General features: G+C 63.4%; 17 protein-coding genes and 1 tRNA gene. 8 read left to right on the top strand and 10 right to left on the bottom strand.

Translation table 11 applies throughout. The features are described from left to right. Positions 1–48: 48 nt before the first annotated feature. From IQ26_RS18430 to IQ26_RS18420, 3 genes are all read left to right on the top strand, one after another. Positions 49–1221 (top strand): ABC transporter substrate-binding protein, encoded by a 1173-nt coding sequence (locus IQ26_RS18430; protein WP_145719788.1) that lies wholly within the window; start codon positions 49–51, stop codon positions 1219–1221. A 72-nt stretch (positions 1222–1293) separates the two neighbouring features. Further along, positions 1294–2385 (top strand): Gfo/Idh/MocA family protein, encoded by a 1092-nt coding sequence (locus IQ26_RS18425; RefSeq protein WP_145719787.1) that lies wholly within the window; start codon positions 1294–1296, stop codon positions 2383–2385. A gap of 395 nt (positions 2386–2780) precedes the next feature. Next, the gene (locus IQ26_RS18420; RefSeq protein ID WP_145719786.1) at positions 2781–4214 is read left to right on the top strand and encodes an amidase; all 1434 of its coding nucleotides are present in this window, start codon (positions 2781–2783) and stop codon (positions 4212–4214) included. A 186-nt stretch (positions 4215–4400) separates the two neighbouring features. Here IQ26_RS18420 and IQ26_RS18415 read toward each other — a convergent pair whose 3' ends face one another. The 5 genes from IQ26_RS18415 to IQ26_RS18395 all read right to left on the bottom strand — a co-directional run bounded on the left by IQ26_RS18415 (position 4401) and on the right by IQ26_RS18395 (position 10623). Continuing rightward, positions 4401–6437: an aldo/keto reductase gene (locus tag IQ26_RS18415; protein WP_145719785.1), complete on the bottom strand. Its 2037-nt coding sequence runs from the start codon at positions 6435–6437 to the stop codon at positions 4401–4403. Between the two features lie 34 nt (positions 6438–6471). Next, positions 6472–7545, bottom strand: coding sequence for an ABC transporter ATP-binding protein (locus tag IQ26_RS18410; protein WP_145719784.1), 1074 nt, complete (start codon positions 7543–7545; stop codon positions 6472–6474). A 14-nt stretch (positions 7546–7559) separates the two neighbouring features. Next, a complete protein-coding gene (locus tag IQ26_RS18405; RefSeq protein WP_145719783.1) occupies positions 7560–8396 on the bottom strand; it encodes a carbohydrate ABC transporter permease in 837 nt (278 codons plus the stop codon). After that, positions 8393–9253, bottom strand: a complete 861-nt coding sequence (locus IQ26_RS18400) for a carbohydrate ABC transporter permease (protein ID WP_145719782.1) — start codon at positions 9251–9253, stop codon at positions 8393–8395. The genes IQ26_RS18405 and IQ26_RS18400 overlap by 4 nt, the downstream gene beginning before the upstream one ends. A 98-nt stretch (positions 9254–9351) precedes the next feature. Further along, positions 9352–10623: an ABC transporter substrate-binding protein gene (locus IQ26_RS18395; protein WP_145719781.1), complete on the bottom strand. Its 1272-nt coding sequence runs from the start codon at positions 10621–10623 to the stop codon at positions 9352–9354. Positions 10624–10729: 106 nt separating this feature from the next. On the opposite strand from IQ26_RS18395, the gene IQ26_RS18390 reads away from it, so the two are divergent. Then, on the top strand, positions 10730–11599 hold the full coding sequence (locus IQ26_RS18390; protein WP_145719780.1) for a helix-turn-helix domain-containing protein: 870 nt from the start codon (positions 10730–10732) through the stop codon (positions 11597–11599). A gap of 420 nt (positions 11600–12019) precedes the next feature. Here the strand turns inward: IQ26_RS18390 and IQ26_RS18385 are convergent, their stop codons facing one another. Further along, positions 12020–12382: a hypothetical protein gene (locus IQ26_RS18385; protein ID WP_145719779.1), complete on the bottom strand. Its 363-nt coding sequence runs from the start codon at positions 12380–12382 to the stop codon at positions 12020–12022. Positions 12383–12696: 314 nt separating this feature from the next. Next, positions 12697–12771: transfer RNA gene (locus tag IQ26_RS18380), tRNA-Gly, on the bottom strand. A 229-nt stretch (positions 12772–13000) separates the two neighbouring features. On the opposite strand from IQ26_RS18380, the gene IQ26_RS18375 reads away from it, so the two are divergent. The 4 genes from IQ26_RS18375 (at position 13001) to IQ26_RS18360 (ending at position 15775) form a co-directional block, all read left to right on the top strand. Continuing rightward, positions 13001–13498, top strand: coding sequence for a prolyl-tRNA synthetase associated domain-containing protein (locus IQ26_RS18375; RefSeq protein WP_145719778.1), 498 nt, complete (start codon positions 13001–13003; stop codon positions 13496–13498). Between the two features lie 92 nt (positions 13499–13590). Beyond that, positions 13591–14589: a thioredoxin gene (gene trxA, locus IQ26_RS18370; RefSeq protein WP_145719777.1), complete on the top strand. Its 999-nt coding sequence runs from the start codon at positions 13591–13593 to the stop codon at positions 14587–14589. Between the two features lie 242 nt (positions 14590–14831). Further along, positions 14832–15503, top strand: coding sequence for an LON peptidase substrate-binding domain-containing protein (locus IQ26_RS18365; protein ID WP_145719776.1), 672 nt, complete (start codon positions 14832–14834; stop codon positions 15501–15503). A gap of 29 nt (positions 15504–15532) precedes the next feature. Beyond that, positions 15533–15775, top strand: a complete 243-nt coding sequence (locus IQ26_RS18360) for a Trm112 family protein (protein ID WP_145719775.1) — start codon at positions 15533–15535, stop codon at positions 15773–15775. A 69-nt stretch (positions 15776–15844) separates the two neighbouring features. Here the strand turns inward: IQ26_RS18360 and IQ26_RS18355 are convergent, their stop codons facing one another. Genes IQ26_RS18355 through IQ26_RS40465 form a run of 3 tightly spaced genes read right to left on the bottom strand, consistent with a single transcriptional unit; the run spans position 15845 to position 21565 of the window. Continuing rightward, positions 15845–19120 carry an error-prone DNA polymerase gene (locus tag IQ26_RS18355; protein ID WP_145719774.1) on the bottom strand — a complete coding sequence of 1092 codons (3276 nt, stop codon included), beginning with the start codon at positions 19118–19120 and terminating at the stop codon, positions 15845–15847. Beyond that, positions 19117–20592 (bottom strand): DUF6504 family protein, encoded by a 1476-nt coding sequence (locus IQ26_RS18350; RefSeq protein ID WP_145719773.1) that lies wholly within the window; start codon positions 20590–20592, stop codon positions 19117–19119. The genes IQ26_RS18355 and IQ26_RS18350 overlap by 4 nt, the downstream gene beginning before the upstream one ends. After that, on the bottom strand, positions 20534–21565 hold the full coding sequence (locus IQ26_RS40465) for an ImuA family protein (RefSeq protein ID WP_145719772.1): 1032 nt from the start codon (positions 21563–21565) through the stop codon (positions 20534–20536). Before IQ26_RS40465 ends, IQ26_RS18350 begins: the two co-directional genes overlap by 59 nt. Positions 21566–21717 lie beyond the last annotated feature (152 nt).

Genomic DNA, 21717 nt, shown 5'->3' with positions numbered 1-21717 from the left:
GGAGGCGGGCGGCAGGGCAAACGAGCAATCAACGAAAAGGGGAATGCCATGATCAAAGAAAGTTCCATCGACATAGCGATAAGAGCGAGTATCAGCCGCCGCACCTTCCTGCAGGTGACCGGCGCCGGCCTAGTGACGGCCACCGCGCTCGGCGCCTCCGGGTTCAGGGCGCAGGCCGAGCCCTACGGCAAATTCACCTGGATTTCCCCGCGCGGCACGCTCGAAGTGCTCGACGATTATCCCTATTGGGCCGCCAAGAAAGCTGGCTATTTCGGTGATCTCGACACCGACATGCAGCCGGGCCCGTCGGATGGCACCGCGACGGTGAAGTTCGTCGATGTCGGCCAAGCCGACATGGGCTTCCCTTCCCCGGGCGTCTTTTCCTTCGCCATTCAGAACGGCATGAAGCTCAAATCCGTGTTCCACATGGGCGCGCGCGACACGTTCAGCTTCGCCTTCCGCAAGGGCGAGGGAACGAACGACCTGAAGCAACTCGAAGGCAAGACCATCCTGCTCGGCTCCGCCGCATGGCAGTCTATCACCGATCCGTTGCTGGCGGCGCAAGGCGTCGACATCAAGAAGGTGAAATATGTCGAAGCCGGCTGGCCAACCTGGGGCACCGCATTGGCCGGCGGCCAGGGCGATGCTGCGCTATCGTGGGAAGGCTTACGCGCCGAATGGATCGCCAAGAGCCTCGACTTCGAATACTGGCTCGGCGTGCAGAATTCGAAGCTGCCGGCGAACACTTTCGTCGTGCGGGCGGTCGATCTCGAGGACCCCGACCGCAAGGCGTTCCTGGAAAAATACCTGCGCGGCTGGGCGATGGGCCTCGAATTCGGCTACCAGAATCCACGTGCCGCCGTCGAAGCGGTGTTCGAGCAGTTCCCGACGCTGGCCAAGAATCTCGGGCCTGAGCTCGGCACCACCTCGATCCTGCAGCAGATCAACGTCTTCCGCGGCGACATGGACAAGCGCGAAGGCTGGGGCTCGCACGATATGGCGAGCTGGCAGGGCTTCTTCGACGAGATCCACAAGATCGGCCAGATCACCAGCCCGGTGAAGGCCGACGACGTCTGCACCAACGAGCTGATCGGCCCGGCCAATGATTTCGACAAGGCCAAGGTCAAGGCCGATGCCGACGGGTACAAGCTGTCGGAAGGCTTTGCTGCGCTCGACGTGGAGAAGATCAAGGCGCATCTTTTCGACTCGGCGGTCAAGTGAGGCGCTCGGCAAACGAGCAACCGGGCGGCGACCCAGTCGCCGCCCCAACCAATCAATAAAAGGGAGGTGGCCTTGACCGACAAGGTGAAAGTGCTGGTGGTGGGGCTGGGCAATATGGGCGCGTCGCATGCCAGCGCCTACCATCGATCGGACGGCTTCGAGATCGTCGGCATCATGAGCCGCTCGATCAAGAGCAACACAAAGATCCCAGCGGAATTAGCCGGCTACCCGCTCTACGAGGATTTCGACCAGGCGCTGAAGGAGACCAGGCCGGACGCCGTTTCCATCAACAGCTGGCCCAACACGCATGCCGAATACGCGTTGAAGGCGATCGACGCCAATTGCCACGTGTTCATGGAAAAGCCGCTCGCCACCAACATCGAGGACGCCGAAAAGGTCGTCGCCGCGGCGCGGGCGAAGTACCGAAAGCTGGTGCTCGGCTATATCCTGCGAGTCCATCCCTCATGGATCAAGTTCATCGAGGTCGGCAAGACGCTCGGCAAGCCGTTGGTCATGCGGCTCAACCTCAATCAGCAGAGCAGCGGCAGCGCCTGGCACTGGCACAAGAACCTGATCGACTCGCTGATCCCGATCGTCGATTGCGGCGTCCACTATGTCGACGTCATGTGCCAGCTGACCGGCGCCAAGCCGGTCCGCGTCCACGGCATCGGCGCCAAATTGTGGGCGGATGCCGCCAAGCAGAATTACGGCCACCTGCATGTCTCCTTCGATGACGGTTCGGTCGGCTGGTACGAGGCGGGCTGGGGGCCGATGATGAGCGAAACGGCCTATTTCGTGAAGGACGTGGTCGGCCCCAAGGGCGCGGTCTCGATCGTCGCCGGCCAGCAGGCGAGCAGTGCAGCCGAACTGGCCAAGGTGTCCGACTCCGCCGATATCGACCGGCACACCAAGACAGATGCGCTCAAGATTCACTACGCCCAAGTCGACGGCGACAAGAACTTCAGCAAGCCGGACGAGATCGTCAGCATGGAGGACGAGCCCGGCCACCAGGAGCTTTGCGACCGCGAGCAGGCGTTCTTCCTGCGCGCCATCCGCGAGGATCTCGATCTGTCCGAGCAGATGAATGCGGCGGTCAACAGCTTGCGCATCGTGCTTGCCGCCGAGCAGAGCATCGAAGAAGGGCGGACCGTCGAGCTGGTCTGACAAAGTCCGGCTGCCGGCGCGAAGAGGAGGCGCCTGCAAGCCCGGAGCGTGATCACAAAGGCGCTGGCGAAGATATGGAACGTTCATAGGGCGATCGCTTCAGACGAATGACAGCGATTAACCGTGTTGAGCGACAACGGCCGATCTTGGCGCTGCCCCTCATCGCCCTGCCGGGCACTTCTCCCCGTATAGTGACGGGAGAAGGACGCCTTCGCAAAGGATTTCGCCAATCTCCGGCGTTGCAGAGGGAGCGCCAGGGTTGCGACCAGTCCCCTTCTCCCCGTTTGCGGGGAGAAGATGCCGGCAGGCAGATGAGGGGCGGCGCCACGATCGGCAATTGGCCTGGAGCGATGCCACCGGGCCGTTTTGGGCATGGCAGAACGAGGGAGAGAGACATGTCTGAAATCACCGACAGTTTCCTGGAGGCCTATGCTGAGTCCGACTCGCTGGATCTGGCCGGGCTGGTGCAGTGCGGCGAGGTTGCGCCGGTTGAGCTTATCGAGGCGGCCATCATCACGATCGAGCGGCTCAACCCGGCGCTGAACGCGGTGGTCCACCGCCTCTACGACATGGCGCGCGCCTCGGCTGAAACGGTCGACAGAAGCGCGCCCTTTGCCGGCGTACCGTTCCTGCTCAAGGAACTGGCCTCGTCCTGGACCGGGGCGCCGAACACCAACGCCTGCTTCTTTCTCAAAGACGTTGTCGCCGACTTCGATACCGAGGTCGTGCGCCGCATGAAGGCGGCGGGCCTGGTGCTTGTCGGCAAATCCAACGCGCCCGAAAACGGATGGTCGATCACCACCGAACCAAAGCTTTACGGCGCGACGAAAAATCCGTGGAAGGACGGCATCACGCCCGGTGGCTCGAGCGGCGGCGCGGCGGCGGCCGTCGCTTCGCGCATGGTGCCGATCGCCGAGGCCAGCGATGGCGCCGGCTCGATCCGCGTCCCGGCGTCCTGCTGCGGCATCGTCGGCCTGAAACCGTCGCGCGGGCGCGTCAGCCTGGCGCCCTTCGGCGACTATTGGTACGGCGGCGCCTATTTCCTGTGCTGTTCGCGGACGGTGCGCGACACATCGGCCTATCTCGATGCCGTGGCCGGCGCGCTGCCGGGCGATCCTTATACGCCGCCGGTCCCGGACGGCAGCTGGCTCAGCCTTTCGGCGCGTGCGCCGAAAAGGCTGCGCATCGGCTTTACCGTCACGCCGCCCAACGGCACGGCGATCGATCCCGAGGTCAAGGCCACGGTGCTGGCGACGGTGGCGGCACTCGAGCGCCTGGGACACGACGTCGAGGAGCACGACATGCCGCTCGACGCCAACGTGGTGTGGAAGACCTACACCAACATGACCTGCGTGCAGACGGCGGCAACTTTCGGTTACCATGAAACGGTCATCGGCAGGCCGGTGACGCAGGTTGACGTCGAGCCGGTGACCTGGGCGATCATCGAGCGCGGCCGCGCGACAAGCGGCATCCGGCACATCTCCGATGTCGAGACAATCCGTCAGGTCGGCCGCGACATCGTCGGTGATCTCCTGCCCTACGATCTCTTCATCACCCCTACCCTGACGCAACTGCCGCGACCTTTCGGCTATTACGACATGTCGGAACCCGATATCGACCGCTACAATGCGAAGTGGACGGACGCCGTCTTCGCCTTCCCCTTCAACATCTCGGGACAGCCGGCGATCTCGCTGCCGCTCGGCTGGTCCGACGACGGCGTGCCGATCGGCGTGCAGCTGGTTGGCCGCTATGGCGACGAAGCGACCGTGCTCGCTGTCTCCGCGCAGCTGGAACGGGAGATGCCGTGGAAGCACCGCCGGCCGAGGTGAGTGGGTAGGGTGGGGGCTGGCCGGGTGTCGGCCCCAAGGGCACCGGAGTAGGCGCCGTCGGCGAGGCTGCCGATTGCCCTGCCCGCAAAGGGGGAGATTGGATGGCGCTTCCGCTTTCGCCAACCACCAGCGCAGGAGCGCAGGCGGACGAGGGGCAGCGCAACGCTGAAACCGATTGCCCTAGCGTCAGCCTGGGCCTCGCGCGCGCGTCCGATCCGAACCGCCATCCAGCCACGCCAGATCGTCCGGCGAAAGCGCAATGTCGAGCGCCTGCAGACTGTTCTCCAATTCATCGAGCGTGCGCGGTCCAATCAGCGGAACGGATGGAAAGGGCTGCGCCAGGACATAGGCCAGCGCGACATGGATCGGGCTCTTGCCCAGCCTGTTCGCGAGCTCGATGGCCCGGTCGCGGCGGCCGAAATTCTTTTCCGAATACCAGACCCGCACCAGCTCTTCATTGTCGCGCTGGTCACGCCCAGCGCGGTCGGTGAAGAAACCCCGCCCTTGGCTCGACCAGGCGAAATTGGGCATCTGCCGGGCGGCCAGCCAGACCTTCCATTCATCGCTTGACGATGTGACGCAGCCTGCCCAGATCGGCTCCAGCATTTCGGCCAGCGAAAAATTGTTCGAAAGCGCGCCGGGCTTTTGCTTGCCGGTCCGCTCGGCATAGGCAATAGCCTCGTCCATGCGTTCCCTTGTCCAGTTCGAGCCACCGAACGGACCGCGAATGCGGCCGGCCCTAACCTCCTGGTCCATCGCGTCGACGAATTCGCCGACCGGCACATCCGGATTGTCGCGATGCATGAAATAGACATCGACATGATCGGTCTGCAGCCGATCGAGCGACTGGGTGAGCTGCTTGCCGATCACATCGGGATAGCAGAGCGGAGTGTGTGCGCCCTTGCCGATGACCACCGATTGCTCACGCACCCCACGATTCTTCAACCATTGGCCGAGCAGCGTCTCGGTGTAGCCCGAGCCATAGATGTAGGCCGTGTCGAAGACGTTGCCGCCGGCCTCGAAATAGGCATCGAGCAGGATCGTGCCCGAGGAGAAGGTGCGGAAATCCTCGAAGCCGAGCGCAAGGCACGAGGCCGGCCGCGGCAGACCCGGAATTTCGCGCTTCGAGATCGCGGTGCCGCCGGAACGCAGTCGCCGGCCGGAGATGGTGTTGAGACGCTTTGCCGGCTTCTCGATATCATATTCGAGCCCGACCGCAGCGCGCCATTTGTCGAGCACGCGCAGATTGCCGAGGCTGTCGGCCCAACCCATGCCCGGCCAGGCAAATTCCTGTTTTCCGGCAAGAATGGCCTCGCCGGCGGCGTCGACCTCGAAAGCGTAAAGCCAGCGGTCCTCCTTGATCCTGATAATCTCCTCGCCGTCCGGCCGGATGATGCGAATCTCGCCGGTGCCGCCTTCCTTGCCGCTCGCATACCAGAAATCCGCGACCTCGATGCGGCCCTTGGTGCCGAGGATGCGCAGGACATTGTCCTGGGCCAGCGAGATGCCGCAGGAGACTTCAGCGACGATGCCACCCGGAAAATGCAGCAGCGCCGAAGCCCATTCGTCGACGCCGGATTGGCCGAGATGCGCAGCACCAGCTACCCTATCCGGCTCGACGAAAGGTTCTCCCGCTGCTGCCCCGGCAATCAGCCGCGCCATCGAGACGGGATAGCCGCCGACGTCGAGAATGCCGCCGCCGGCGAGATCGTTCGCATAGAGCCGGTGCTCCGGCATGAAGCCCGGCATGGCGAAGCCGAAGCTCGACTTCACCATGCGCACCTCGCCGATCGCGCCGGACCTGACCAGCTCGACCAGCTTTGCCGTCTGCGGATGCAGCCGGTACATGAAGGCTTCACCGAGAAAGGTGCCGGCCTTGCGCGCCGCATGGATCATCGCGTCGGCCTCGAAGGCGGTCAGCCCCATCGGCTTTTCGCAAAGCACATGCTTTCCGGCCTCTGCCGCCTTGATCGCCCATTCGGCGTGGCTGGGATGCGGCGTCGAAATGTAGATGGCATCGACGCTCGGGTCCGCAAGCAGAGCCTCGTAGCCGTTGAGGAAGCGAGCACCGGGAAAGTTTTCGGCGAGGCCTGATTTGCCGGAATTGCGCGCGCCGATAGCGGCCAATGTGCCGGTGCGCGAATGGGCCACGCCGCCGGCAAAGGCCTTGGCGATGGTGCCGGGCCCGAGAATGCCCCAGCGGATGGGCGCGATTGAAGTCATTGTCATTCTCCTGGGATTTGAGACGAACTGGCCGTCAGCGCAGCCGCCGTCCTTTGTCGTCGAATAAATAAGATTTGCGGATGGAAACGGTGATCTCCGGGGCGTCGGATACCTCGGCCGCGTCGCGCTGAATGACGATATCGTCGCCAGCCGCAGTACTGGCGTAGAGGAAGCTCGTGCCGCCCAGATGCTCGACCACGTCAATGGTCACAGAAAGGTCGGCATCGCCCTTTCCGGCATGGCCGAAATGTTCTGGGCGAACGCCCACCACAACCTTGCTTCCCGGTTCGGGCGCCGGCCCGTTCAGCGGCTGTGTAAGACGCGTCCCGCCTGCCAATTCGACCGTCACACCGGAAGCGCCGCGCTCCAGGACCCGGGCGGTGATGAAGTTCATCTTCGGCGATCCGACAAAACCCGCGACGAACTGATTGTCAGGGTCACTGTAAAGATCGAGCGGCCTGCCGATCTGCTCGACATGGCCGCCACGCAGCACCACGATCCTGTCGGCCAGCGTCATCGCCTCGATCTGGTCGTGCGTGACGTAGATCATCGTCGTGCCGAGCTCCTTGTGAAGACGCGAGATCTCGACCCGCATCTGCACCCTGAGCTCGGCATCGAGATTGCTGAGCGGCTCGTCGAACAGGAACACCTGCGGTTCGCGCACGATGGCGCGACCAATGGCGACACGCTGGCGTTGGCCGCCGGAAAGCTGTCGCGGGCGGCGCGCCATCAGATCGGTGATGTGCAGTATCTCGGCCGCTTTCTTGACGCGCCGGTCGGTATCGGCCTTCGGGTTGCCGTTCATCCTCAGCCCGAAGCTTAGATTCTGCTCGACGCTCATATGCGGGTAGAGCGCGTAGGACTGGAACACCATAGCGATGCCGCGGTCGGCCGGCTCGACATCGTTCACCGTCTTGCCGCCGATGGCGATCTCGCCGCCGCTGATGTCCTCCAGCCCGGCGATCATCCTCAGCAGCGTCGACTTTCCGCAGCCCGAGGGGCCGACGAAAACGACGAACTCGCCGTCGGCGATATCGAGGCTGGCGCCGTGAATGATCTCGAAATCACCAAAGCGCTTGACGACGTTGTTGAGCAAGACACCCGCCATTCAATCTCCCTGATTTATTTGATGGCGCCGGCGGCGATGCCGGCGATGAAATGACGCTGCAAGAGCACGAACACGACGAGCATTGGCGCGGTCAGCATCACGGCGCCCGCCATGATGCCGCCCCACGACACTTTGGTGAGGCCGATCAGCGTGCCGAGCGCCACCGGTGCCGTCATCGCGCCGGGTTTGGAATTGATCAGCAGCGGCCAGAGATAGTTGTTCCAGGAGGCAAGGAACAGGATGATGGCGAGCGCCGCCAGCATCGGCCGCGCCAGCGGCAGCGCGACGAACAGGAATATCCGCCATTCCTTGACCCCCTCGACCCGAGCGGCGTCGAACAGCTCATGCGGCATCATCGAGAAGGCTTGCCGCATGAACAGGACGCCAAGCGAGTTGAAGAGCGGCGGCACGATCAGCGCCACCCAGGTGTTGGCGAGCTTGAAGTCGCGCGCCACCATGATGAATTGCGGGATCAGCACGACCGCATAGGGAAGCGTGATGGTGCCGAGGATGATTGCGACGACCAGGCCCTTGCCGAAGAACTGGTAGCGCGCCAGCGCCCAGCCGGCCATCGAGGTGAGCATCACCGACAGGAATGTATAGGTCACGGCCACCGAGACGGAGATGCCGATGGCGCCGATGAAATTCGTGTCGCGCTGCAAATTGTTGACATTGTCGAGGAAATTGCCGTGCGGCAAAAGTTCGATGCTGGGGCTGAAGATGCCTCTGTCGGGCATGGTCGAAAAGATCACCATCATCCACAGCGGAAACAGCCAGATCAGCGCCAGCGGCGTCAGGAAGAGATGCAGCGCGATGCTGCGTCCCAGTTTGGAAGCTGAACGCGAGCTCATTTCGGGTCCCTCGTCAGCCACAGCTGGACGAGCGAGATGGCGATCGCCAGCCCGGCCATGGTGTAGGCGATGGCCGAGGCGTAACCGAAATTGAGCGATCTGAAGCCCTGGCGGTAAAGCAGCAGGCCGAGCGTTTCGGTGCCGCCGCCCGGTCCGCCGCGCTCCGTGATCAGGAACGGCTCGGTGAACAGCTGCATGGTGCCGATGATCGACAGCACGGCGCAGAACACGATGATCGGCTTGAGCAGCGGCAGGGTGATGTAGATGAACTGCTTGAGCTTGCTGACGCGGTCCAGCGTCGCCGCCTCGTAGACATCCTGGGGGATAGACTGCAGGCCGGCGAGCAGGATGATGGCGTTGTAGCCGGCCCAGCGCCAGGTCACCGCGATCATGATGACCGCCATCGCCGGCGTGACGTTGGAAAACCAGTCGATGCTGGGCAAGCCGACGCTGTTCAGCAGCTTGTTGATGATGCCGTAATCGAGGTTGAACATCAGCCGGAAGACCGCCGAATAGGCGACTTCGCCGACGACGACCGGGGCGAAGAAGGCGAAGCGGAACAGGCCTCTCGCTTTCAGCAGCGGCGAGTTCAAAAGCACGGCCATCACGATCGCCAAAGTGATCATCACCGGCACCTGGATGACGAGGATGAGCAGCGTGTTCTTCAACGCATTGAAGAAGGCCGGGTCGCCGATTAGCCGGCCCCAGTTGAAGGTGGGCGAGAACCGCCACGGCACGGTGCGCGTCGCCTGAAAGGAGATCAGGAAGGAGTCGATGATCGGCCACAGCCAGAAGATCGAGAAGATCAGCAGGTAGGGCGCGAGGAAGCGGTACGCCGTGGCGTTCTGATAGCGCATCGTTGCCTCCTTCCCGTTTCTAGGTTTGCCGGCTTACTGCCGAGGTGAGTGCGGTCTTTCCTTCTCCCACAAGGGGAGAAGGAAGAGCTGCATCCAGATCACTCTTCGATCGGCAGGCCGGTCGCCGAGGCGATCTGGTTTGCGGCATCGTCGAGCGCCGCCTTGGCGTCCGGATAGCCGCCCCCCAGATACTTGGTCTGCACCGAACGGACGATGATTTCCGCGTCGCTCTGGAACGGCGTGCCGCGGCTGGGGACGACCTTGGGCAAGGTGCCGAGGATGTCCTTCCACACCGCCTGGCCGCCCCAATAGGGCTGGCCTTCGGAGACATAGGGGTCATCGAGCGCCGAGATCAGCGACGGCACGAGGCCGAAGCCCTTCAGCATGGCTATCTGGCCCTCGTTGGTCGCGAGCGAGTATTTCAGGTAGGCGTAGGCGGCTTCCTTGTTGTTGGACACCGAGGTGATGGCGAGCGACGAGCCACCGAGATTGGCGGCGCGCGGGCCGTCGGCAGTGAGGCTCGGCATCAGGTAGACGCCCCATTTGCCGCTGCCGTCGGGCGATTCGGTGCGTATGGTGCCCTCGTACCAGCCGCCATACATCTGGCTGGCGACCTTGCCGGCGGTGTTGTTGGTGATCTTGGTGCTCCAGTCGGCCGAGGAAATGATGCCGGCGTCCTTCATCTCCTTGATCTTGGTCATCGACGCCACGCAGGCCGGCTGGTTGACGATGATCGACTGCCCGTCGGCGGCGAAATAGGCGCAGCCCTGCTCGTTGGCGATCATCCGGAAGAATTCGGAATCGCCGTTGAAATCGGCGTTGGTCATCGTCACGCCGGGATTGGCGTCCTGGATCTTCTTGCCGGCGACAATGAAATCGTCCCAGGTCTTGATCGAGGTAGGATCGACGCCGGCCTCCTCGTAGAAGTCGCGGCGGTAGAACATCGCCACCGGGCCCGAATCCCACGGCATCGAATAGGCCTTGTCTTCCACTTCGAGTTCGGTGCGCTTGAAATCGGGGAATTTCGCCTGGTCTTCGGCCGCATAGCCTAGCGTGTGAAGGTCGACGAAGCAGTCCGGGAACTGGCTCCAGTAGTTCTCGGCTTCGCCGTTCTCGATCGTCACGATATCAGGCAGCCCCTCGCCGCCGGCGGCGCAGCCGGCGATCGACTTGTCGTAGGTCGGCTGGTTGCCGAGATCCTGGACGGTGACCTTGATGTCGGGAAACTGCTTATTGAAGCCTTCTATGGTAGCCTTAAGCGATGAAGCGGCGACGTTCCAGCTCCAGATCGTGATTTCGCCGGATTGCGCAAAGGCCGGGGCTGAGCCCAGGGCAAGCGCGAGCGCGGCGCAAGTCAATATGGTGCGCATCGAAATCCTCCCATTTCATTTGCTCTCTCTTCGCGAGCGTGCCTAGACTAGGCAGTGGGGAAGGCTTGTCCGCGACAAAGGGAATAAGAAATTGGCGGAAAGTAAGATGCCGCAAAGGCCGTTTTACCAGCCCGGCGCCAGCAGCGTGGAAGGCCTGCCGCTGCTCCTGCAGACGTTTCACAATCATCCGCTGGTGATGCTCAAGCCGCATTGGCATGCCCAGGTCGAGGTGAACTTCATCATATGCGGCACTGTCCACTACCGCATGAACGATCACGAGATCTCGCTGTCGGCGGGCGAGATGTGCCTGTTCTGGGGCGGCCTGCCGCACCAGATGGTGGATGCGTCGGACGATGCCGTCTTTGCCGGCGCGCATCTGCCGCTTGTGCACTTCTTCCGGTTGCATTTGCCGGCGGACGTTCGCAACCGGCTGATGACGGGCGCGACATTGGTGACCAATGCCACCGACCGGTCCGACAACGACAATTTCGAGCGCTGGAACCGCTATGTCCGGTCGGGCAATCCAGCCAGGGCCGAGCACGCCGTCAACGAACTCCTGCTGCGGCTGGAGCGAGTGCGGTTCGAGCCCTACCGGCTCGCCCCCGAAAACCCGATCGAGCAGGAAGCAGGCAGTCCCTTCGACCAGCAATCCCTGCGCAATGTCGGGCGCATGTGCGACTTCATCGCGGAGAATTTCCTCTACGACATCGACTGCGTGGACATCGCGGCGGCGGCCGACATCCATCCCAAATACGCCATGAGCATTTTCAAGAAATCGACCGGCATGACGCTCAACGAATATGTCAACTTGTTGCGGCTCAGCTACGCGCAGGCGCTGCTGATGCACCAGGACGCCAACGTGCTGCGCGTCGCCATGGACTCCGGCTTCGGTTCGCTCAGCGCCTTCAACAAGTCGTTCCGCAAGCTGGCCGGCATGTCGCCGTCGGACTTCCGCAGAGGCGCAGGCGCCAGATAGCCCCAGTCAAATAGAGCCATTCCGGTCGATGCCGGCATTACAGCGCCGGGCGCCGGTTGAAATGCCGTCATGGTTTGAGCCATCAGCAGGGGTGAGGCTAAAAGAATTTTTTATCTGCATGTTCGCGGTTCCCCGGAACTAACGGCGCCGCCTTTGCTTCCAGCGCGTCGCGTTTTCGGGCAGGTAGGGGCGGTGCACGGCGCCAGTTGAGTGCCCATGCAAAATGCACCACCGGCCGAAGCCGGTGGTGCTCTCTGGACAGTCTGTAGGGGCAAGACCGTCCAGTGGTCCGACAGGGCCGGGCTCAATGTCGGCTCTTCGTTGACCCCAAGGCATCGGCCGAATGGATGAGGGAGCCCGCCAGCCGGGCATGAATTTCGATAATGCGGTGCGCCGCCCTGCAGCGCACGATTTGCAATTTTATTCGGCTGCGTCGGGAATTTCCCCGGAGGTGTCGTCGGAAGGCTCTGCCGGGTCATCCTCGGCGTTTCTTGCCAGGAACTTGTCCAAGGCTGCCTGCAAGGACAGGGTGGCCTGCGGCGAGGCCGGCGTCGTCGCAACGACAGCCATTGCATGAGCAATTCCGGTCGTGGTCTTATCCTTGGCCGCCGCAGAAGTGGCGGCGCCGTGTCCCTGAGATCCGGCCCCAGCCGAGTTTCCGCCGTTGCCGTTGCTCCCGCCAATACCTTGCCCGCCGCCATTGCCGCCGGGCCCGGCGAGGACCGGAGAAGCGACAAGGGCGAGGACGGCTACCGTTGCGAGCAGACAGGTTCGGGTTTTCATAGTTCCTCCTTCGAGCCGCCCTCCGCCAGGATGGTCTAGACTATGAACATGAGGACCTTCCAAGAAGGTCCGCTATTAGCCAGTTTCGTCCAAATACACCTGTCCGCAAGACGGACCTTGGTCCGAGATTGGAAGGCAAAGGTCCTAAACTCTATCGGGGGCGTATTCCACCCGGCGAACAAAGCGCTTGCTGGCCAGTGGGCCGCGACAAACAACAGGCTCGCTTCGTCTGCCGGGTGATGCCGTGCAAAAACGAAAAAGGCCGGAAAGGAATCCGGCCTACTTCACAATTGCTTGATTCCCCAAGAGGAAACTGGAGCGGGTGAAGCGATTCGAACGCTCGACCCCAACCTTGGCAAGGTTGTGCTCTACCCCTGAGCTACACCCGCTCGCGCGGCTTTTGGGCCGCAAGCCGCGCCTATATGGCTGAAGAGCGCGGCGATTGCAACAGGGAAATCGCAGGCTTTTTGGCCGCACCTGACGGCGCCTGGAAGCTCCCTTGCGCCTATGACGGACGGAAATCACTGCTTCGCTGCACGACGGTCTTGTCTCGACCTGCTCATTGGCCGTAAACGGCATGATCCAACCGCGACAACAAGAAGTCCCACAAGAAACAGCATGCCGAAAACCGAAGCCGAGCTCTTTGCCTTTCTCGCCAGCCTCGGGATAGAGGTCTCGACCCTGCGTCATCCGCCGCTGTTCACGGTCGCCGATTCGCAGGCGCTGCGTGGAGAAATTGCCGGCGGGCACACCAAGAACCTGTTCCTCAAGGACAAGAAGGACAATTTCTTCCTGGTCAGCGTCAGCGAGGAGGCGGTGGTCGATCTCAAGCAGATCCACCATGTGATTGGCGCCGCCGGTCGCGTTTCCTTCGGCAAGCCGGAGATGCTGATGGCGCTTCTCGGCGTCGTACCGGGCGCGGTCACGGTGTTCGGCGTGATCAACGATACGGAGCGGCGGGTCAAGGTGGTTCTCGACCAGGAGTTGATGGACCATGCTGTCATTAACGCCCATCCGCTGACCAATGAGGCAACGACATCGATCGCCGCCGCCGACTTGGTCAGATTCGTCGAGGCAACCGGGCATGATGCTGTTATCTTGAAAGTCACGGCATGATCGCCACATGGATGGCGATAACCGACTTCTGAGTGAGGATAAGGGCGTTGCGCCGGGCTGGTGGCCGGCGGCGCGACCGAAAGGGTGACGAGATGAGCGACAACAATCCATTTGGCGGCCCATTCGGCGGCAATGGCGGACAGTATGCCACGTCGGTGCAGTATGGCGGCACTGAGCCCACCCCCGCGAAAGTCGCGCTTGGCGAGCCGCCTGTCGCCGTCGACGTCATCAAGGATACGACGACCGCCACATTTGCCGCCGATGTCATCCAGGAATCGCGCCGACAACCGGTGCTGGTCGATTTCTGGGCGCCATGGTGCGGGCCCTGCAAGCAACTGACGCCGCTGCTGGAAAAGGCGGTCACGGCCGCCGGCGGCAAGGTCAAACTGGTCAAGATGAACATCGACGATCATCCTTCGATCGCCGGCCAGCTCGGCATCCAGTCGATACCGGCGGTCATCGCCTTCAAGGACGGCCAGCCGGTCGACGGCTTCATGGGCGCCATTCCCGAAAGCCAGATCGCCGCGTTCATCCAGAAGGTCGGCGGCAAGACCAATGGTGCGCCTCAGGTTGCCGAGGCACTTGCCGCGGCCGCGGAGGCGCGCGACGCCGGCGATGCGCAGACGGCCGCGGATATCTACGACGCGATCCTGGAACAGGCGCCGGAGACAATCGAAGCGATTGCCGGATTGGGCGATCTGCTGTTTGAGGCCGGCGATGCCGAGGGCGCCGAAGCCGTGCTGGCGCGGGCGCCGGAAGCAAAGAAAGATGCGCCGCCGCTCGCCGCGGTGCGCGCCAAGATGGCGCTTGCCGCGCAGGCATCCGCGCTTGGCAATCCGGCCGAGTTCGAGCGGCGCCTGGCCGAGAACCCCGGGGACCACCAGGCACGTTTCGATCTTGCCATGATCCAGAACGCCAACGGTGAGCGCATGGCCGCGGCGGACAATCTGCTGGCGATCGTCAAGGCCGATCGCTCGTGGAACGACGATGGCGCCAAGACGCAATTGCTGCAGCTCTTCGATGCTTGGGGCATGACCGACGAAGCGACGCTGGCGGCGCGGCGCAAATTGTCGTCGCTGCTGTTTTCCTGAGCTGTAACACTTTTGATTTTGCTCATGTTCTTTTTTCGAAAATCGAAGCCGATTTTTTCAGGGACATGAGCAGCAAACCAGCACACTCGGGGCTGTTTTTGCATGATGGGCTTGCGGTCGGCGGTGGCTGCGCCAGATTAGAGGCCAGACCATCCGTTTTTCGCTTTGTGACGACATACGCGTCAGGTTGTGAAGGGTGGGCGGATTGATGCGCTTCTCGAGGACGCGAGCGGAGGATTGAAGTGCAGGCGGGAAACGCGCATTACCGGCTCGATAGGGATTTGCCGTCGACGGTGCCGATCTTCCCGCTTGAAGGCGCATTGCTGCTGCCGGGAGGCCGCATGCCGCTCAATATCTTCGAGCCGCGCTATCTGGAGATGGTGGATGAGGCGATCGCCGGATCGCGGCTGATCGGCATCATTCAGCCCAGCCTCGACGGCGCGCGGCGTGCCGACGGCGAGCCGGAGCTTTGCAATGTCGGCTGCGCCGGACGCATCATCGCACTTTCCGAGAGCGGCGACGGCCGTTACCTGATTTCGCTGCAAGGCGTGTGCCGGTTTCGCATCGTGCAGGAACTCACGGTCAAGACGCCCTTCCGCCAGTGCCGGTTTGCGCCCTTTCTCACCGATCTCGACGAAGATCAGGCGGAGGCCGGGATCGACCGGCCGGCGCTGCTCAAGGCGTTTCGCGCCTATTTGCAGGCCAACGATCTTGAAGCCGACTGGGAAAGCGTCAGCCGCGCCGAAAATGCCATGCTGGTCAATGCGCTGTCGATGATGGCTCCCTACGGGCCGGCCGAGAAACAGGCGCTGCTCGAAGCAGCGGACCTGAAGACCCGCGCCGAAACGCTGATCGCCATCACCGAAATGGCGCTGGCGCGCGAAAACGAGGATTTTGGTTCGAGTCTGCAATAGGTTGGGCCTGCAAGGCCGAGGGGAATCCGATGGCGACGGATGGGCGTGAGGGAAAGAAGGCCAATGTCGATCCCAGGCTGCTGGAACTGCTGGCCTGCCCGCTGACCAAGGGCCCGCTTACCTGGGATCCGGAGCGCGGCGAGCTCATCTCGAGGGTCGCACGGCTTGCCTATCCGGTGCGTGACGGCATCCCGATCATGCTGCCTTCGGAGGCGCGTGCCATCCCCTTCGAGGAAGGATTACCCCCGCCGCGCCTGAGCGGACCGTCCTGAACACGTTGGGGTCGGCGCTGTTCCGAGGCCTCGTTTAGGCGGTTGGCTTTCGTCCCGCCCGCACCGTGCCTATTGAAAATTACGCCCCTTCGGCATGACCTTTTCTGCCTTCCCCGATAGCGTCGCGATATCCTGCCGATCGTTTTGCACGACATGTGCGTCCAGCAGCACGGACAACCAGGGTGTCAAATCCTCGATCTTTTCGGCGACGATATGGATGACGTCGGATTCCGATTGCAGTTTGCCGGTGACGCGGACGAACCGCGCGCCCATGACAATGGGCCGGTAGCGGTTGAAGGTTCTTTCCCAGAAAATGACGTTGGCGACAGCCTGCTCGTCCTCCAGCGTCAGGAAAATTGCCTTGCCACTGCCCGGGCGCTGCCGCACGAGCACTAGGCCGGCGACCGAAACCCGCCTGCCATCCCGAACCTGACCGAGGCGCGCATTTGGCGTGACGCCGGAACGATCCAGCCGCTGGCGCAGAAAGGCAAGCGGATGCGCCCTCAGCGACAGGCCGAGCGAACGATAGTCGTGGATGACATGCTCGCCGAGCGGCATTATGGGCAGCTTGGTTTCGGGCTCGAGGTTGCGCAAGCGGATCGCCGGCTGGTCGAACAGCGGCAGGGTCTCGGCGGCACTCTTGCCGTCGAGCGCGCGAACCGCCCACAGGGCTGCACGGCGGTCGAGGCCGAGCGAGCGGAACGCGTCGGCTTGCGCCAGTCTTTCGATCTCATCGACGTCGAGGCCCGAGCGCAGCCAGACATCCCTGACGGATTCGTAGCCATCGCCGCGTCTGGCGACAAACGCCTCCATGCCCTCTTTCGACAGGCCCTTGACCTGACGAAAGCCCAGCCGGACGGCATGACGGGTCTCAATGATGCCGCGCATCTGGGCGTGGCGTTCGAGGATGTGGGCCGCATCGAAAGGCGTGGCCTCCAGCGCGCAATCCCAGCCGGAAAAATTGACGTCGACCTCGCGGATTTCGACGCCATGGTCGCGTGCATCGCGGACAAGCTGAGCCGGCTGATAAAACCCCATCGGCTGTGAATTCAGGATCGCGGCGCAGAACACGTCGGGATAGAAGGTCTTGAACCAGCAGGAGGCATAGACCAGCAGGGCAAAGGAGGCGGCATGGCTTTCGGGAAAGCCGTATTCGCCGAACCCCTCGATCTGCTTGAAACAGCGCTCGGCGAAGCCCTTTTCGTAACCCCGCAAAACCATGCCGTCGACCATCCTCTTGCGATAATTGCCGATCGTGCCGGTGCGCTTGAAAGTGGCCATGGCGCGGCGCAATTCATCGGCCTCGCCCGGCCTGAAGCCGCCGGCAACGATGGCGATCTTCATCGCCTGTTCCTGGAACAGCGGCACGCCCAGCGTCTTGCCGAGAATTTCTTCCAGTTCCGGCTTGGGGTATTCGGCCTTCTCCTTGCCCTGCCGGCGGCGCAGATAGGGGTGGACCATGTCACCCTGGATCGGGCCGGGCCGCACGATCGCTACCTCGATGACGAGATCATAGAAGGTGCGCGGCCTGAGCCTGGGCAGCATGGACATCTGGGCGCGGGATTCGATCTGGAAGACGCCGAGCGTGTCGGCACGGCAGATCATGTCGTAGACATCCTTGTCCTCCGGCGGGAGGGTGGCCAGTACATAGGGCCGGCCATAGTCATCGCGCGCATCAGGATAATGATCTTCGAGGAGGGTGAAGGCGCGCTGCAGGCACGTCAGCATGCCGAGCGCCAACACATCGACCTTGAGGATCTTCACCGCGTCGAGATCGTCCTTGTCCCACTCGACCATCTTGCGCTCGTCCATCGCCGTCTTGACGATGGGCACGATCTCGTCGAGCCGATCCCTGGTGATGACGAAGCCGCCGACATGCTGCGACAGATGGCGGGGAAAGCCCATGATCTCGTTGGCGCGTTCGATCACCTGCCTTGCCAGCGGGTCGGTGCGATCGATGCCGCCGGCGCTTGCCTCCTTTTCGCCGAGCTCGGAGGTCGACCAGCCCCAGATCGAGCTGGACAATGCGCTGCGGACATCCTCGGACAGGCCCATCGCCTTGGCCACCTCGCGCAGCGCCGAGCGGCCGCGATAGCTGATGACGGCCGCGGCAAGCGCGGTGCGCTTGGCGCTGTATTTGTCGTAGATATACTGGATGACCACTTCGCGCTTTTCATGCTCGAAATCGACATCGATGTCGGGCGGCTCGTTTCTTTCCTCGGAAATGAAGCGCTCGAAAAGCGCGTCGATCCTGTCGGGTCCGACTTCGGTGATGCCGATGCAGAAGCAGACGATCGAATTGGCGGCGGAGCCGCGTCCCTGGCAGAGTATGTCCTGGCTGCGGGCGTATTTGACGATGTCGTAGACAGTCAGGAAATAGCGCGCGTAGTTCAGGCGCTCGATCAGAGCCAGCTCTTCCTCTATGCGCTTCGTCACACTGGCAGGGACGCCCGCCGGATAGCGCGTGGCTGCCCCCTCCCGAGCCAGCCTTTCCAGTTCGGCCTGTGGCCCGAGGCCCGATTCCGTCGGTTCGTCGGGATAGTTGTATTGGAGGTCACTGAGAGAGAAGGTCAATTCCCCGGCAAAGCGCAGCGTTTCCGCCAGTGCTTGCGGATGCCTGCGGAAAAGCCGCGCCATCTCCATTGGCGGCTTCAAATGACGCTCGGCATTGGCCGCCAGTTCCAGCCCTACGTCGGCGACGGGCACGTTGAGGCGGATCGCCGTCAGCACGTCCTGCAGCGGACGCCGCTCGGCTGTGTGATAGAGAACGTCGTTGGCCGCCATCAGCGGAATGCCTGATGCCTCGGCCATGGCGGCTGCCTGCTGAATGCGGAAGCGGTCGTTGCCGTGATAGTCCGGTGCAACGGCAAGCCGCAGGTTCTTGTCGAAGCGATCTTTGAGCCGGCTAAGTAGTGCAAGATCATCTTCCTCCGACGCTGACAGATCCGGCAGGACCGCCAGCGACATGAGATCGCCCCATTCGAAAAGGTCGTCGCGATAAAGAAGCGGTGCGCCTTTCTCGCTTTCGTCACGCATATTGGCTTGCGTCAGCATGCGGCACAGATGGCCCCAGCCCTTGCGGTCCTGCGGGTAGGCGAGAACATCAGGCGTGCCGTCGGCAAACACCAGGCGGCAGCCGGGATGATAGGAAAGGCCTTCCACCTTGGCCTGCTGCCAGGCGCGCACGACGCCGGCCACCGTGTTGCGGTCGGCAAGCCCGATCGACGAAAATCCCAGGAACTTTGCCGCGACCACCAACTCCTCCGGTTTCGAGGCGCCGCGCAGGAACGAGAAATTCGACTGGATGCCGAATTCGGCATAGGGAACGACCGTCAGCGCGTTCATGCGAAGACCCCATGCATGAACCAGCGCGGCGCGGCGTGCGAAGCGCCGTAGAGACCCTGGCGGTAGAGCCAGTAACGGCGGCCGTCGCTATCCTCGATGCGGAAATAATCCCGGGTCGGCGCCTCTTCCTGCCCCGGTGCCTCCCGCCACCATTCCGGGGCGATGCGTTCCGGCCCTTCCGCGCGCGCGACCCGGTGGAGCGCGCGCCGCCAGCGGAAGTTCATGGGCGGTCCCTCAGGCATTTCGGTGGCCGGCACCTCGATCGGTTCGGGCGAACGGAACAGCCGGATCGGGCGTTCCGGCCGGAAGACAGGCTTGGTGCCTTGCATCTTGTCCGGCTTCTTCGGCGGAGAGATCCTTTGCGGCGTTTCCGCGAAGGGAAGCATGGCGACGGCGCGCTCGGGCAGATGGCTCTCGACAGCAACCGGCTTCAAAACCGCGCTTTCGCCGAGCCGGGCGCGGATGCGGTCGGCGAAAAGGGCGATGTCGGCACCGTCATCGCTCGTCTCGCCGGCGAGATCCGCCTGCTGCATGTCGAAGGTCGCGGCCGACAGCACCGAGAGGCGCACGAGATCGAAGCCATAGCCGGCATCGATGTCCTGCTCGAGCGCGGCAAGCCTTTCGTGAAACAATTTTTGGATCAGCAACGGCTCGCGCAAGGGCCGCGAGGTGCCGACGGCGATGCGGCTGACGGCGCCGTCGACGCGGAAAAGCAGCAGCGCCAGCATCCTTGCGCCCTCGCCGCGGCGCTCGAGGTCCGCCTTCAGCGTCGTCGCCAGCAATCGCACCAGCCGCTCTATGTCATCGGTCAGCATGACGGGTTCTGCGAGATGGCGTTCGACCGAAAGCGGCGCGACCGGCAGACGCGGTGACACGGCCTCGTCGAGGCGGCCGAGCGCCTGGTCGAGACGCAGCAGCAGCGATGCGCCGAAGCGGCGGGCGAGCGGCGCGCGGGGTGCTGCCATGACGGCGCCCGCCGTGCGCAGGCCGACGCTTTCCAGGCTGGCGCGGACATCAGGCTCGATGCGCAACGCCGCCAGCGGCAAGGGTGCGAGAAGCGCCTCCTCCTCGCCACCGGGGACGATGCGGTCACTGGCAAACCGTGCCGCCGCCCAGGCGGCACCTGGTGTGGCGGCAAGGCCGGCGCAGACATCGAAACCCTGATGGAAAAAGCGCGACAGGATGTCGTCCAGCATCGACCGTTCGCCGCCGAAAAGATGGGTGCAGCCGGTGACATCGAGGAACAGGCCGTCGGCAGCGTCGAGCGCCACCAGCGGGGTGTAGCGGTCGCACCAGTCGGCGAGGCTTTCGAGCAGGCGGCGGTCGGCCTCGGGATCGGCTTCCACGACGTCGATCGACGGAAGCATGGCGCGCGCGTCGGCTATGCCCATGCCGCGCTTCAGATGAAGCGCCTCAGCCCGCTCGTCGAGGGCGGCGATGCGCTGCGCGTTCCCTTGGCGATGGCTGATCACCAAGGGCTGGTGGTTCGACGGCCGGGAACGCCAGGACCGCCCCAGACGCTGCCGCAGGATCCTTTCCGCGGCGAGATGCGGAAACCACAGGGACAGGATTCTTTGCCCGTTCTTCCCCGATGCGTCTTTCCTTGAAAACGTGTTCATGGGGGTTCCACTCCAGTGTGAATTGTCCTGGCAAGGCCGTGCGGCTCTTGCCGATGCTGACGGTGAAGGCGGGGCGACCGATCGAGCCGGCGAGCGGCCCGGCGATCGTCTCGCGCGCTGCCGACGGCGCCGCCGACAGGACGAGGCGGACGGGTGCCGCCGTCGGCTCGGGTTCGCCGGCCTGGCGCAGCAGGAAGACCGGCCGGCCGGCATTCTGTGCCCGGGCGTGCAGCCGCCGCGTCGCGGTGAGATCCAGCCGCTGCGGGCTGCCGCGGATTTCGAGGATGACGGCGGCAAGCGCCGTCATCCGGGCGGCCTCCTCGGCGGTCCACAGCGCATCGAGGAGCCTTGGCGCCTCGGAAAACAGCAATTGCTCCGGTTCGATGCCGAACAAGGCGTGAAGGCCTCCGGCATAGGGGAAGCCGGCTTCCCGGAAGATCTCCGCGGTGCCGATCCACAGGACTGGCAATCGCGGCCCTTGTTTGAGGATCAGGCTGACGAGCGCGAGGGCGAAGCCGGTGACGGCCCCGGCATCGCGGGTCGCGGTGCCATGGATCTCGCTCAGCGCCGCCTTCGGCAGGCCGCCGCTGAGCGCGGTGTCGAGACCTTCGGCGCCGGTGCGCAGAAACGCATCGGGCGGCGCCACGGCGAGGCCGTGGCGGACGATCGTTAGATTCTGGGGGGTGGCGTCTCCAGAAGGGACATTGGCATCAATGGGGGCCGCGCCGGCCGACGCCTCCAGGCGCTCGGGCAGCGTTCCCTCGATCTTCGCGATCTGGCGGCGCAGGGCAAAAACAGTCTCCCGCGCCACAGCGCTTGTCGCCATGACGGTCAGCTTCCACTCACAATTGTTCCTGTTATGTTCTAATAGATTCCAGAGGGCGTCCGAAGAGTCAAGCGGAGTCATAGGGAATTTATTCCTGCCCACGCGTGGGCGACAATCCAGCCATTTGCCGACTCCGGCTCGAAAGCCTATAT

This window comes from Mesorhizobium tianshanense (assembly GCF_007830515.1).
Lineage (GTDB): Bacteria > Pseudomonadota > Alphaproteobacteria > Rhizobiales > Rhizobiaceae > Mesorhizobium > Mesorhizobium tianshanense.
Note: the sequence above shows the minus strand (reverse complement) of the source record. Positions and strands in the feature narration are given on the sequence as shown.

Bases quoted from the DNA above. Each gene is read 5' to 3' on its own strand.
- IQ26_RS18430 (WP_145719788.1), top strand. From the start codon at position 49: ATGATCAAAGAAAGTTCCATCGACATAGCGATAAGAGCGAGTATCAGC.
- IQ26_RS18420 (WP_145719786.1), top strand. From the start codon at position 2,781: ATGTCTGAAATCACCGACAGTTTCCTGGAGGCCTATGCTGAGTCCGAC.
- IQ26_RS18415 (WP_145719785.1), bottom strand. From the start codon at position 6,437: ATGACTTCAATCGCGCCCATCCGCTGGGGCATTCTCGGGCCCGGCACC.
- IQ26_RS18410 (WP_145719784.1), bottom strand. From the start codon at position 7,545: ATGGCGGGTGTCTTGCTCAACAACGTCGTCAAGCGCTTTGGTGATTTC.
- IQ26_RS18405 (WP_145719783.1), bottom strand. From the start codon at position 8,396: ATGAGCTCGCGTTCAGCTTCCAAACTGGGACGCAGCATCGCGCTGCAT.
- IQ26_RS18400 (WP_145719782.1), bottom strand. From the start codon at position 9,253: ATGCGCTATCAGAACGCCACGGCGTACCGCTTCCTCGCGCCCTACCTG.
- IQ26_RS18395 (WP_145719781.1), bottom strand. From the start codon at position 10,623: ATGCGCACCATATTGACTTGCGCCGCGCTCGCGCTTGCCCTGGGCTCA.
- IQ26_RS18390 (WP_145719780.1), top strand. From the start codon at position 10,730: ATGCCGCAAAGGCCGTTTTACCAGCCCGGCGCCAGCAGCGTGGAAGGC.
- IQ26_RS18385 (WP_145719779.1), bottom strand. From the start codon at position 12,382: ATGAAAACCCGAACCTGTCTGCTCGCAACGGTAGCCGTCCTCGCCCTT.
- IQ26_RS18375 (WP_145719778.1), top strand. From the start codon at position 13,001: ATGCCGAAAACCGAAGCCGAGCTCTTTGCCTTTCTCGCCAGCCTCGGG.
- trxA (WP_145719777.1), top strand. From the start codon at position 13,591: ATGAGCGACAACAATCCATTTGGCGGCCCATTCGGCGGCAATGGCGGA.
- IQ26_RS18360 (WP_145719775.1), top strand. From the start codon at position 15,533: ATGGCGACGGATGGGCGTGAGGGAAAGAAGGCCAATGTCGATCCCAGG.
- IQ26_RS18355 (WP_145719774.1), bottom strand. From the start codon at position 19,120: ATGAACGCGCTGACGGTCGTTCCCTATGCCGAATTCGGCATCCAGTCG.
- IQ26_RS40465 (WP_145719772.1), bottom strand. From the start codon at position 21,565: ATGGCGACAAGCGCTGTGGCGCGGGAGACTGTTTTTGCCCTGCGCCGC.